Raw genomic sequence first — 13124 nt, 5'->3', positions numbered from 1 at the left:
ATCCTCTAAAGTTTTTCTGGTTCTCTTTGTTCACAAAGAGAACAGTACCCTCCTGTAGGCAGTGAATAGATAAAAATGCAATGAATTATGAATCGTTTGCGGACGATCTATTATTTGACCGTGTTGAGCTTGTTCACCGTGGTGATTTTTTCGGTATTCGCTGCGGTGTGGATGGCTACCGTCCTGTTCGATCGGAATCGGGTGGTGTGCCACCATGTCTCGCGGTTCTGGTCGAAGATGATCTACCGGCTCTGTCCGTGGTGGAGAGTCGAGGTGACGGGGATGGAAAACGTCATTTACGGGCGGCCGTATGTCGTGGTGTCGAACCATCAGGCGATGTTGGACATACCGCTTTTGTATGTGTTGCCCTTCAACTTCAAGTGGGTGTCGAAGCGGGAAGTGTATAAAATACCGGTTTTCGGGTGGGTGTTGTGGATGCACGGCGATGTGGCGATCGAGCGGGGGGCGTCGGCGGCGGCCAAGGCGATGATGCAGAAGTGCGAAGCCTATTTGCGGCGCGGGGTGAGTATCATTATGTTTCCCGAGGGGACGAGGACGAAGACCGGCCAAGTAAGTCTTTTCAAAGAGGGGGCGATGCGGCTGGCGCAGGAGAGCGGTGTGGATATTCTGCCGGTGGTGATCGACGGCACGTTCGATGCTTTTGGCGATGGGGGGATTGCAGCGCCGCATACGTTTCGGGTGCGGATTCTGCCGGCGATCAGTGCGAACGAAGTGTCGTGCACCCCGACACGGGAACTGCGGGATACGCTCAATACCTTGATGGGGGAGGCGCATCGGGAGATGGCGCCGCGGCATTACCGGGAAATCAATAGTTAGGAGATAAAATACAAAGATGACAGCAGTGCAAGAGGCAGTGAACGACTATTCGGAGGAGCATATCCGGACACTCGACTGGAAGGAGCATATCCGGCGGCGTCCGGGGATGTACATCGGGAAACTCGGCGACGGATCGCAGCCGGACGACGGGATCTATATCCTTATTAAAGAGGTGTTGGACAACTCGCTGGACGAGTATATGATGGGGTTCGGCAAGCAGATCGAGATCAATGTCGAGGAGACCACCGTGACCATTCGGGACTACGGACGCGGGATTCCGCTCGGAAAACTGGAAGAGGTGGCCTCGAAGATGAACACCGGGGCGAAGTACGACTCCAAAGCGTTTAAAAAATCTGTCGGACTTAACGGGGTGGGGATCAAGGCGGTGAATGCCTTGTCCTCGACCTTTACGATAACCAGTACGCGGGACGGCGAAGCGCGGACGATCGAGTTCGAGGCGGGCTCTAAGGTGGGCGAGCATACCGATGCGACCGGCGAAAAGAACGGTACCCGGGTGCAGTTCGTGGCGGACACGACCGTGTTCGGCGAGTACCGCTATAATTTCGAGTTTATCGAAGCGATGCTCCGGAACTACACCTACCTCAATGCGGGACTGGTGATCCGGTTCAACGGGGTGCCGTATCTATCGAAAAACGGGCTGCTCGATCTGCTGAACGAGAGCGTCGGAGGGGATTTCCTCTACCCGGCGATTCACCTCTCGGGAGACGATATCGAGGTGGCCATGACGCATGGGACGGGATACAACGAGACCTATTATTCGTTCGTCAACGGGCAGCACACGACGCAGGGAGGGACGCATCAGGCGGCTTTCCGGGAGGCGGTGGTAAAGACCGTCCGGGAGTTTTACAAAAAGGATTTCGATGCGGCGGATATCCGGACTTCGATTATCGCTGCTGTCAGCGTCAAGGTCGAAGAGCCGGTTTTCGAGTCGCAGACCAAAACCAAGCTGGGGTCGAAGGAGATGGGGCCTGAGGGGCCGACGGTGCGGAACTTCGTGGTCGATTTCCTGAAAGAACAGCTCGACAATTACTTGCATAAAAACCCGGAAACGGCTGATATTCTGCTGAAAAAAATTCAGGAGGCGGAAAAGGAACGCAAAGCGATCAGCGGGATTCAAAAGAAGGCGCGGGAGTTTGCCAAGAAGGTTTCGTTGCATAATAAGAAGCTGCGGGACTGTCGGATTCACTTGGGCGATAAGGATGAACGGGCCGAAGAGAGCTCGATTTTCATCACTGAGGGGGATTCGGCCAGTGGGTCGATTACCAAAAGCCGGGATGTCAATACGCAGGCGGTGTTCAGCCTCAGGGGGAAGCCGCTCAACACCTATGGGCTGACCAAGAAAATCGTCTATGAGAACGAAGAGTTCAACCTCTTGCAGGCGGCGCTGAATATCGAGGAGGATATGGACAACCTGCGGTACAACAAGGTGATTATCGCCACCGATGCCGATGTCGACGGCATGCACATCCGGTTGTTGCTGATTACCTTTTTCTTGCAGTTTTTCCCGGATATTATTCGCGGGGGGCATCTGTACATTCTGCAGACGCCGTTGTTCCGGGTGCGGAATAAAAAGGAGACGCGGTATTGCTATACCGAAACCGAGCGGCAGCAGGCCATTGCAAAACTGGGGGCCAATCCGGAAATCACGCGGTTCAAGGGGCTGGGCGAAATTTCTCCCGATGAATTCCGGGAGTTTATCGGCGAGGGGATTCGGCTCGAAAAGGTGCGGTTGACCAAGGGGGATCCGATTGCAGATTTGCTGGAGTTCTACATGGGGAAGAATACGCCGGAGCGACAGGATTTCATTATCGACAACCTGAAAATCGAGGAGGATCTGATTGAGGAGCTGGAACGGGCACAGGAACAGGAATTGATTGAAGCTGTTTAGTAGGTAGAATAGGAAAAGAATTTATAAATGAGCGAAATAGAAGAAAACGAAACGATCGGGAAGCCGGCAGAAGAGGAGAAGATCGGAAAATATGCGCAGCTAACCGATGCGGCAGTGGCGCATCGGTTGACGGGGATGTATAAGGATTGGTTTCTGGATTATGCATCCTATGTGATTCTGGAACGGGCGGTGCCGCACCTGAACGACGGGCTGAAGCCGGTTCAGCGGCGGATTCTGCACGCCATGAAGCGGATGGATGACGGGAGGTATAATAAGGTGGCCAATATTATCGGTTTCACCATGCAGTTCCACCCGCACGGGGACGCTTCGATCGGGGCGGCCTTGGTTCAGTTGGGGCAGAAAGATCTGTTGGTCGACACCCAGGGAAACTGGGGGAATATCCTGACGGGCGACGATGCGGCGGCGCCGCGTTATATCGAGGCGAGGCTCTCCAAACTGGCGTTGGACGTGGTGTTCAACCCGAAAACGACGGAGTGGATGGCTTCGTACGACGGGCGGAACCAGGAGCCGGTGACGCTGCCGGTGAAGTTCCCGCTGCTGTTGGCGCAGGGGGTCGAGGGGATTGCCGTGGGGCTGGCTTCCAAAATCCTGCCGCACAACTTTATCGAGCTGTTGGAGGCTTCGATCGCATACCTCAGGGGGGAAGAGTTTACGCTGTATCCCGATTTTTCGACGGGCGGGCTGATCGACTGCTCGCGGTACAACGACGGGCTCAGGGGCGGGGCAGTCAAGGTGCGGGCGAGGATTGCGAAACAGGATAAGAAGACGTTGGTTATTAGTGAGATACCGTATGGGGAAAGTACTTCGACCGTGATCGATTCCATTCTGAAAGCCAATGAGAAGGGGAAGATCAAGATCAAACGGGTGGACGACAATACGGCGGCCAATGTCGAAATCGTGGTTCATCTGTCGGGCGACGTATCGCCGGACAAGACCATCGATGCGCTGTATGCCTTTACGGATTGCGAGGTCTCTATCTCGCCGAACGCTTGCGTGATCGAGGATAAGAAACCGTTGTTCATGGGGGTGAGCGACATGCTGAGGCGGTCGGTGGAGAATACTAAGGGACTGCTGAAGCGGGAACTTGAAATCCGGCTCGGCGAGTTGAACGAGGAGTGGCACATGTCGTCGCTGGAGCGGATTTTCATCGAGAATCGGATCTACAACTCGATCGAGGAGTGTACGACCTGGGAGTCGGTGCTCGAAACGATCGACCGGGAGCTGACGCCGTTCAAGGCCCAGCTGAGGCGGGAGGTGACGCGCGACGATATTATCAAGCTGACGGAGATCAAAATCAAGCGGATTTCACGTTACGATGCTTTCCGGGCCGAGGAACAGATTCGGAATATCGAGGCGGAGATTGCTGAAGTGGAACATCACTTGGCGACACTAACCGACTATACGATTGCGTATTATCAAAATATCCTGAAAAAATACGGAAAGGGAAGGGAACGGAAGACCGAGATTCGGAGTTTCGACACCATCGAAGCGACCAAGGTGGTGGTGGCCAATGCCAAGTTGTACGTCAATCGGGCCGAGGGGTTCTATGGGATCGGTGCCGGGATGAAAAAGGATGAATTTGTGTGCGATTGCTCGGACATCGACGACGTGATTATCTTCAACAAGCAGGGGAAATACACGATTACGAAGGTCTCGGAAAAGGCGTTTTTCAGCAAGAACATCCTTTATATCGGTGTTTTCAAGCGGAACGACGAGCGGACGATCTACAACGTGCTCTACCGGGACGGGCTGAAGGGGGCGATTATGATGAAGCGGTGCGCCATCAAAGGGATTACGCGCGACCGGGAGTACGACATCACGAAGGGGACGGCGGGGAGCGAGGTGCTCTATATGAGCGTCAATCCGAACGGCGAGGCGGAGACGCTGAAAATCTATTTCAAACCGCGGCCGAGGCTCAAAAAATTGATTACCGACCTCAATTTCGGCGACTTGGTCATCAAGGGACGCCAGTCGCAGGGGAATCTGTTCTCGAGGTATGCGATTCACAAAATTGTGATGAAAGAGCGGGGAGCTTCGACGCTGGGAGGGCAGAATGTCTGGTTCGACCACGACATCAACCGGCTCAATACGGAGGAGCGGGGCGAGCTGTTGGGCGAGTTTGCAGGGGACGACCGGCTGGTGGTCTTTACGAAAGACGCACAGTATTATACCTCCAATTATGATTTGGGGCAGCATTTCCCGGAGAACCTGCTTTTTGTGGAGAAGTACGATCCGGAGAAGGTCTACACGGTGGTGTATATCGACAAAGAGCAGGGACTGCATTATGTCAAACGGTTCCAGGCGGAGCAGTGCGATCAGAAGCCGCAGCAGTTCGTCGAGCCTGAGAATGAGTTCGTTACCTTGAACAGCGACAAATACCCCGTATTGAAACTGCAGTACGGGGGAAAATACAACGAACGCTCTCCGGAAGTGGTTGATGCAGAAGCGTTTATCGGAGTCAAAAGTCATCGGGCCAAAGGGAAACGGCTTTCGAATCTGACCTTGTCCGAGGTGGTCTGGCTGGAATCTTTGCAGAAAGAAGCGGAACAGGAACCTGTTTCTCAGGCAGATCCGGTGGCGACTACGGTGACCGAGGTGGATACGGAAGATGAAGTTTCCATTCCGGTTGGAGAGGATAATCAGCTGGAACTATTTTAATTGTGATTTTTTATTATGCTGATTTTTCTGATCGGTTTTATGGGGAGCGGCAAAACCACGCTCGGGCGGCCTTTGGCGCATCGGCTGGGGTATGGGTTTGTCGATCTGGATAAGATGATCGAAGAAAAGGCGGAGGCGACGGTGAGTGAGATTTTTGCGGCGCGAGGCGAGGAGGGCTTTCGGGTTTTGGAACGCGCCTGTTTGGAGGAGGTGATTGCCGGCGGAGGCGATGTCGTGGTCTCGACCGGTGGCGGAACACCGTGCTTTTATGACAATATGAAGGCAATGAATGCGGGCGGAGTGACGGTTTATCTGAAGCTGGCGCCGGCAGCGTTGGCGGCTCGACTGGCGGGAGCTAAGACTTGCCGTCCGCTGGTGGCAGGGAAGTCGCCGGAGGAGCTCGTGCGGTATATTTCCGAGACGTTGGCTGTCCGCGAAGCCTACTATGGAGAGGCCAATGTCGTGGTTGCCAATCCGTCGCGGGACGTGGGGAGGCTAATTGAAATTTTAAATCCCTATTTGTCTCATTCTTAGTTGTTCTGGATGGAAAAGCTGAAGTATTACTTCTCTATGGTGAAGTTCGCCCACACGGCTTTTGCCCTGCCGTTTGCCTTGATCGGCTATGTATTGGGCGTGATGGTGAGCGGCTTTGATGGATGGATTTTGGCGGGTGTGTTGGCCTGCATGGTCTTTGCCCGGAATGCGGCGATGGGATTCAACCGGCTGATCGACAGAAGTTTCGATGCGGAAAATCCACGGACGGCTGGGCGGGAGATTCCCGCCGGAAAGATCAGTGTTCGGGCGGCGACGTGGTTCGTGATGCTCAATGCGGCGGCTTTTATGATCGTGGCCGCGACTTTCAATCGATTGACCTTTGGGCTCTCGCCGGTGGTGTTGCTGATTGTGTTGGGGTATAGTTATACCAAGCGATTTACAGCTTTATGCCACTTGGTTTTGGGGCTGGGTTTGGCGATTGCGCCTTGCGGAGCGTATATGGCCGTGACGGGAACTTTGACCCTCGTACCCGTCTGGTTGTCTGTGCTGGTGCTGACCTGGGTAACCGGATTCGACATTATTTATGCGTTGCAGGACGTGGATTTCGATCGTTCGCAACGGCTGCACTCGATTCCGGCGGCGGTAGGCGTCCGGGGCGCATTGTGGATCAGCGTCTTGTTGCATGTCGTTACGACTGTGATGGTCGTGGTGGTAGGGTGTGCTTTGGGCGGAATGCTGTATTGGGTCGGTGCTGTGATTTTTCTGGTTTTGTTGGTATACCAACACCTTATCGTTCGGCCGGACGATCTGTCGCGGATCGGGGCGATGTTCGGCATAACAAACGGCGTAGCGAGTATCGCATACGCCGTGTTCGTTATTCTCGGATTGATCCTCGGTATTTAAAGCGATTCTTTATTTCCGCCGGAACATCCATTTGAAAATCAGAATAAAGATCAATATCGAAGAGGCCCAGAGCAGGAACTTCGCATATCCCAGGTCGGAGCGCGTGTTGATCAGCAGCACCGAACCGATGAACAACCCGACGAGAATCAGGGCATAGGCCATTCTGAACCCGACGTTCCGCACCGCTTTCTGTAGCATTTCGCTGTTTTCGAAGCGGATATTGTGCCGTATCTCCCCTTGTTTCAGCTTGTAAAGGATTTCGCTGATGTCGTTCGGCAGATTGGCGGCCAGGCTGGCATAGTTTTTCAGGGTCTGGTACAGGTCTCCGGCCAGCTTCTTGGGCGAAAAACGGTGCATGATCACATCCTTGGCATAAGGGGTGATCAAGGGGGTGAACGGAATGTCCGGATCCAGCTTTTCGGCCACTTTCTGAATAGTCGCCAACGATTTGACCAACATAAAGATGCTGCCCGGTATCTGAAGTGAAAATTTCGTGATCAGATTGATGCACTGCTGAATCATCGCCGCATAATCCAGCTTCTCGATCGGTACGTGGCTGTACTGTGCGATCATTTGCTGGAGGCTGAATATCAGCTCGTCGCGTTTTTTGAAGAACCGCACGTTGCACAGCGAGATCAGGGCGTCGGCAATCGAGACCGGATCGCGCCGAACGAAACCGAGCGAGATGTTGGCCAGAAAGTCCATATCCCGCGGCGTGAGCGCTCCCACCATCCCGAAATCGATGAACGCGATGACGTTGTTCGGCAGGATGAAGATATTGCCCGCGTGTGGATCGGCGTGGAAAAATCCGTAACGTAAAATCATCGTCAGCAGGGCGTTCGCCCCGTTCAGGGCGATCTGCTGCGTATCCAGCCCGTTGGCTTTCAGCACCATCGGGTCGTCCGGCGTGATGCCCGTCACCCGCTCCATAACGAGTAGCCGCCGGGTGGTGTATTCCGTATAGACCTTCGGAATGTAGACCGTCAGGTCGTTCTCGAACATCTGTCGGAAACGGAGAATATTGGCCGCCTCGTGGCTGTAGTCCAGTTCGTGCAGGATGCTCTCGCCGAACTCGTCCACCACCCCCACAATGTCGAGTGCGGCCATCTCCGGATAGCTCTTGGCCAGCCGGGCCGCCAGAAACCGCATCAGGTAGAGGTCGAGCTTGATTTTCTGCTCGATTTTCGGCCGCCGTATCTTGACGATCACCGGCGTCCCGTCCGCCAGCGTCGCGCCGTAGACCTGGCCGATGGAGGCCGAAGCCATGCACGTGTCGTCGAACGTGGCGAACACCTTCTCGATCGGCATCCCCAGTTCGTCTTCGATCAGGCTGCGGGCCTGCCGGTCGTCGAACGGAAGTGCACGCGACTGCAATTTCTTCAGCTCTTTCCGGAACCGTTCCGACACCACATCGGGCCGATCGGCCAGAATCTGGCCGAATTTGATGTAAGTCGGCCCCAGATCTTCGATCGTCAGCCGGAGCCGCTCTTCGGTCGTATAGACCGGTTTCGATTTGCGGATGCGCCGTTTGCGGATGCGCCGTCCGATCCACGAGCGGGCGATAAGCTCGTCGAAACCCTGTCCGATGATGATGCCGGCGATTTCGCCGGCCCGTTTGATCTTCAGGTAACCTATATAGAGATTGGTCGGTTTCATCGATCGGAGAGTTTTTCCAGATTCGCATTGAGTTTGTCGATGGCCGCCGTCAGCCGGTCGATCTTCTTTTCCAGCTCGCCGTCGACCGTCCGATCGGCCGTGAGCTGCTGGAAAAAGAGTTGCTGGTCGAGCATATCGACCAGCTGGTCGATTCCGCCTGCCACTTTTTGAGCGGTCTGGGGCGAAGTGCCGACCTTGTCTTCGATCAGTCCGCTGACCCGATCGACGAATTTTTCGCGGTCGCTGGCCGCCGCCGCAATAGCGGCGCGCAGCAGGACGTTCAATGCCTGGTTCATATCGGTTGGTTCTTTTTCGGAAATTGACGATGTCGGAGCCGGAGGACTCCTCCTCAGGAGTTCCATTTGCAAATATCGGGCAAAATTATTCATGAATCCTCGTGAGGAGGGTTATTTCTCCGAATTGAATCGTTTTGGCGGAAAATTTGCTAATTTAGCCACCATGGATTGGTGGAATATCCTTATATACGCATTGCTGGTATCTTACTTTTTGCTGGTAATCGCGACGGTATTCACCGTACTGCACGAACGGCGCGACCCGATTCGGGCTTTGTCGTGGATTGCGGTGGTCATCCTGCTGCCGTTTATCGGCCTCGGGCTTTTCGTCTTTTTCGGACAGGACTATCGCAAACAGAAGATCTTCAACCGCAAGGAGATCAAAGACCTGAAGCAGTTCGAACATCTGAGTTACAGGCAGCTGAGGGAGATCGACAGCTTCTCGCATCCGGCCGTGGCTTCCAACCGGGAGATCATCACTCTGCTGCTCAACAACAACAAATCGCTCCTGACGACCGATAACCGGCTGGAGGTGCTGAACGACGGTGCGGAGACCTTTTCGTCGCTGGTCGATGCCTTGCGCCGGGCCGAGTCGTCGATCCATTTGGAGTACTATATCTTCGAAAACGACGATCTGGGCGGTGAGATCGTCGAGATTCTGAAAGCGAAGGCACGGAGCGGGGTAGAGGTGCGTTTCATCTACGACGACGTGGGGAGCTGGAACCTCAAGCGGCGTTTTATCCGTTCGCTGCGCGAGGCGGGGGTGCAGATTCACTGTTTCATGCCGGTCGTCTTCCCGTGGCTCACCAGCAAAATCAACTACCGGAACCACCGGAAGATCGTGGTGATCGACGGCCGGGTAGGGTATACCGGCGGACTGAACATCGCCGATCGTTATTTGCGGGGTACCAAATACGGCCCCTGGCGCGACACGCATCTGAAAATCGAGGGATCGGCGGTGCACATGCTGCAGCTGACATTTCTGACAGACTGGTACTTCGCGACGGGCATCCAGTTGAAGGACAAGGAGAAATACCTCGCGCCGGCCGCGCGGAATGCCGGCGATACGGCGGTGCAGATCGCCACTTCGGGGCCCGACTCGGATTGGGCGACGATTATGCAGGCCTATTTCGCGGCCATCAATAAAGCGACCGATCATATCTACATCTCGACTCCGTATTTCATGCCGGGCGAATCGCTGCTGACCGCCCTGAAGGTGGCGGCACTGAGCGGTATCGACGTGCGGATCATGCTGCCGTCGCGCTCGGACAGCAAAATCGTCTACTGGGCATCGCGGTCGTATATTACCGAACTGCTGGAGGCGCGCATCAAGGTCTACCTCTACACGGAGGGTTTCAACCACAGTAAGATCATGACCATCGACGACCATTTCAGTTCGATCGGGACGGCCAATATGGACAACCGGAGTTTCGAGGATAATTTCGAGGTGACGGCCATGATCTACGACTCGCGGGTGACGGATCGGATCGAGCAACGGTTCCTCCAGGATTTGAAGGGGTGTGTGAAACTGACGCGGAAACACTGGGCGGCACGCTCCCGGAGCGAGATGCTCAAGGAGTCGGTGGCGCGGCTCTTCAGCCCGTTGCTGTAAGCGAAAAATTTGGAGTATATTTGCTCCGTTATTTTTGTTTGATCGAAGTATGAAAAAAATATTTTTCTCTCTTTTCCTGTGTGTTGCGGCACTGAGCGGCGTGCGGGCCGCATCACCCGTACAGTTCGGCGTGAAGGGCGGGCTGTTGATCAACAGTTCGGACCTGAAATACACCTTCTCGTCCAATCACCGTTATTCCGAGAGCAGTACCAAACCGGGGTTCGAACTCGGACTTCAGGCACGGGTGCGGCTTCCACTGGGTTTCCTGATTCAGCCGGAGGTGGTTTACAGCCGTACCAGCGGGTCGTTCCCGGTCGAAACGACGGCCGACGGGACGACGACGGATGAGAAACTGAAAGTCCGTTCCAACTGGATCGAAGTGCCGGTTCTGGTGGGGTGGAAATTTTCGATCGTGCGGCTGATGGTCGGGCCGTCGTTCCGTTTCCCGATGGACGAGGTGATGAATGTCGGGTTGAAGGAGACGAAAGTGGTTCCGCGGCTCGATAACTTCGTGATGGGCTATCAGGCGGGGATCGGGGTCGATCTGGGGCGCTTGACGATCGACGCGCGGTATTGCGGCAACTTCTCGAAAATCGCCAACCAGCAGAAACAGTTGGACGATTATATCTCCGGTCTGAAAGTCAGGGAGCAGAAAGTGGCGATTTCGATCGGATACATGATTCTGAAATAGAGACTCCGTACTTCTTTATGGGCGAAAAGATCATAGACCTCGACGGAACGATCGACCCGGCGGATTTTTATGGCGTGGCGGATGCCAATTTCCACCGTCTGGTCGGAAAATTCCCGGAGCTGAAAATCGTGGCGCGGGGCGGGACGCTGAAACTGCTGGGATCGGCGGAACAGATTGCCCGTTTCGAAGAGCGGTTTGCGCAGCTGGTCGCTTATTTTCGTCGTTATGGACATCTTTCGCCGGAAGTGGTGGATCAGATTTTCGACGTGCCGTCGGCCGACCGAACTCTCGCCGGCGAGGGCGATGCGGCGGCAGAGGATGTGATCGTCTACGGGAACAACGGGAATATCGTTCGTGCCCGGACGCCCAATCAGCGGAAACTGGTGGAGCTGTATGCGAAAAACGACCTGCTGTTTGCCGTCGGGCCGGCGGGGAGCGGGAAAACCTATACGGCGATTGCCCTGGCGGTGCGGGCTTTGAAAAATAAAGAGGTGCGGCGGATTATCCTGACCCGTCCGGCGGTGGAGGCGGGCGAGAAGCTGGGTTTTCTGCCGGGGGATATGAAAGAGAAGCTCGACCCCTATCTGCAACCGCTCTACGATGCGTTGAACGACATGATTCCGCCCAAGAAACTGCAGGACTATATGGCGGAGGGGATCGTGCAGATCGCGCCGCTGGCTTATATGCGCGGGCGGACGCTGGACAATGCGTTCGTCATTCTGGACGAGGCGCAGAATACCCTCTTGTCGCAAATCAAGATGTTTCTGACCCGGATGGGACGCAACGCGAAATTTATCGTGACCGGAGATGTCACGCAGGTCGATTTGCCCCATCAGGGAGATTCGGGGCTGATGCCGGCCATCGGGATGTTGCGCGGAATCCGGGGGATCGGTGTCGTGGAGTTCGACAAACAGGATATCGTGCGGCACGAACTGGTGAAACATATTGTGCAGGCGTTCGAGAAACACGGCGCGGCGCGGGATTGAAACGACGAAAAATACTAAATCACACAAGTCATAAAATGGCGAAAGCATTGGTAAAGACCGATCTGCACTTCGACGGTCAGAAATCTTTGTACGAAGGCAAAGTGCGCGATGTGTACAACATCGACGACAAATATTTGGCCATGGTGGTCACCGACCGCATCTCGGCGTTCGATGTGGTGCTGCCGAAAGGGATTCCGTTCAAGGGGCAGGTGTTGAACCAGATTGCAGCCAAGGCGCTGGATGCGACAGCCGATATTTGTCCGAACTGGAAGATCGCTTCGCCCGATCCGATGGTGACGGTGGGGTACAAGTGCGAACCGTTCGCCGTGGAGATGATCGTGCGGGGCTACCTGACCGGAAGCTCGTGGCGGGATTACAAGGCGGGGGCCCGGTCGATCTGCGGGGTGCCGCTGCCGGAGGGGATGCACGAACATCAGAAATTTGAGAAGCCGATCATTACGCCGACCACTAAGGCGGAGCTGGGACTTCATGACGAAAATATCTCGAAAGAGGATATTATTGCCCGGGGGTTGGTTTCTGCGGAGGATTATGCGGTACTCGAAAAATATGCCATGCAGCTCTTCGAACGCGGGACGGAGATTGCGGCGAAACACGGCTTGATTCTGGTGGACACGAAGTACGAGTTCGGGAAGAAAGACGGCGAGATTTATCTGATCGACGAGGTGCATACTCCGGACAGCTCGCGTTATTTCTATGCCGACGGCTATCAGGAGCGTTTCGATCGGGGCGAGCAGCAGCGGCAGCTTTCCAAAGAGTTCGTACGCGAGTGGCTGATGGAACACGGTTTCCAGGGGCGCAAGGGGGATGTGATGCCGGAGCTGACGGATGCGTTTGTGGACAGTGTGAGCGAGCGCTATATCGAACTGTACGAGCATATTACGGGCGAGAAGTTCGATCGCGGCGTGGAACCGGCGACGGAGGAACGGATCGCGAACAATGTGAAAAATATGCTGGCGCGGCTGGTGTAGGCGGCGGTGCAAAGAAACGAAGCGCGGCTCTTTCCCGGGTATGGGAAAGAGCCGCGCTGCATTTTGCAGGGTGC

Annotated in this window: 11 protein-coding genes; 9 read left to right on the top strand and 2 right to left on the bottom strand. The window is 55.1% G+C overall.

Going from position 1 to position 13124, the window contains the following annotated elements; genetic code table 11:
• Positions 1-87 precede the first annotated feature (87 nt).
• From QZ292_RS03700 to QZ292_RS03680, 5 genes are read left to right on the top strand one after another with little or no spacing between them, the layout of a single operon-like run.
• Positions 88-837, top strand: coding sequence for a lysophospholipid acyltransferase family protein (locus QZ292_RS03700; RefSeq protein WP_294597997.1), 750 nt, complete (start codon positions 88-90; stop codon positions 835-837).
• 16 nt (positions 838-853) lie between these two features.
• Positions 854-2746, top strand: coding sequence for a DNA topoisomerase IV subunit B (locus tag QZ292_RS03695; protein ID WP_294597995.1), 1893 nt, complete (start codon positions 854-856; stop codon positions 2744-2746).
• 27 nt (positions 2747-2773) lie between these two features.
• The gene (locus QZ292_RS03690) at positions 2774-5425 is read left to right on the top strand and encodes a DNA gyrase/topoisomerase IV subunit A (protein WP_294597993.1); all 2652 of its coding nucleotides are present in this window, start codon (positions 2774-2776) and stop codon (positions 5423-5425) included.
• Positions 5426-5440: 15 nt separating this feature from the next.
• A complete protein-coding gene (locus QZ292_RS03685) occupies positions 5441-5959 on the top strand; it encodes a shikimate kinase (protein ID WP_294597991.1) in 519 nt (172 codons plus the stop codon).
• A gap of 9 nt (positions 5960-5968) precedes the next feature.
• Positions 5969-6823 (top strand): UbiA-like polyprenyltransferase, encoded by an 855-nt coding sequence (locus QZ292_RS03680; protein ID WP_294597990.1) that lies wholly within the window; start codon positions 5969-5971, stop codon positions 6821-6823.
• A gap of 9 nt (positions 6824-6832) precedes the next feature.
• On the opposite strand, the gene QZ292_RS03675 is transcribed toward QZ292_RS03680, so the two are convergent.
• Both QZ292_RS03675 and QZ292_RS03670 read right to left on the bottom strand, forming a co-directional pair.
• Complete coding sequence (locus QZ292_RS03675) at positions 6833-8479, bottom strand: AarF/ABC1/UbiB kinase family protein (protein ID WP_294597988.1); 1647 nt, start codon at positions 8477-8479, stop codon at positions 6833-6835.
• Positions 8476-8775: a hypothetical protein gene (locus QZ292_RS03670; protein ID WP_294597986.1), complete on the bottom strand. Its 300-nt coding sequence runs from the start codon at positions 8773-8775 to the stop codon at positions 8476-8478. Before QZ292_RS03670 ends, QZ292_RS03675 begins: the two co-directional genes overlap by 4 nt.
• Before the next feature lie 163 nt (positions 8776-8938).
• On the opposite strand from QZ292_RS03670, the gene cls reads away from it, so the two are divergent.
• The 4 genes from cls to QZ292_RS03650 are packed head-to-tail and all read left to right on the top strand — an operon-like array spanning position 8939 to position 13050.
• Positions 8939-10384 (top strand): cardiolipin synthase, encoded by a 1446-nt coding sequence (gene cls, locus QZ292_RS03665; protein WP_294597984.1) that lies wholly within the window; start codon positions 8939-8941, stop codon positions 10382-10384.
• Positions 10385-10433: 49 nt separating this feature from the next.
• Positions 10434-11075 (top strand): porin family protein, encoded by a 642-nt coding sequence (locus tag QZ292_RS03660; protein ID WP_294597982.1) that lies wholly within the window; start codon positions 10434-10436, stop codon positions 11073-11075.
• Between the two features lie 17 nt (positions 11076-11092).
• Complete coding sequence (locus tag QZ292_RS03655) at positions 11093-12061, top strand: PhoH family protein (RefSeq protein WP_294597980.1); 969 nt, start codon at positions 11093-11095, stop codon at positions 12059-12061.
• Positions 12062-12096: 35 nt separating this feature from the next.
• A complete protein-coding gene (locus QZ292_RS03650; RefSeq protein ID WP_294597979.1) occupies positions 12097-13050 on the top strand; it encodes a phosphoribosylaminoimidazolesuccinocarboxamide synthase in 954 nt (317 codons plus the stop codon).
• Positions 13051-13124 lie beyond the last annotated feature (74 nt).

This window comes from uncultured Rikenella sp. (assembly GCF_910577125.1).
Taxonomy (GTDB): domain Bacteria; phylum Bacteroidota; class Bacteroidia; order Bacteroidales; family Rikenellaceae; genus Rikenella.
This window is presented reverse-complemented; position numbering and strand designations above follow the sequence as displayed.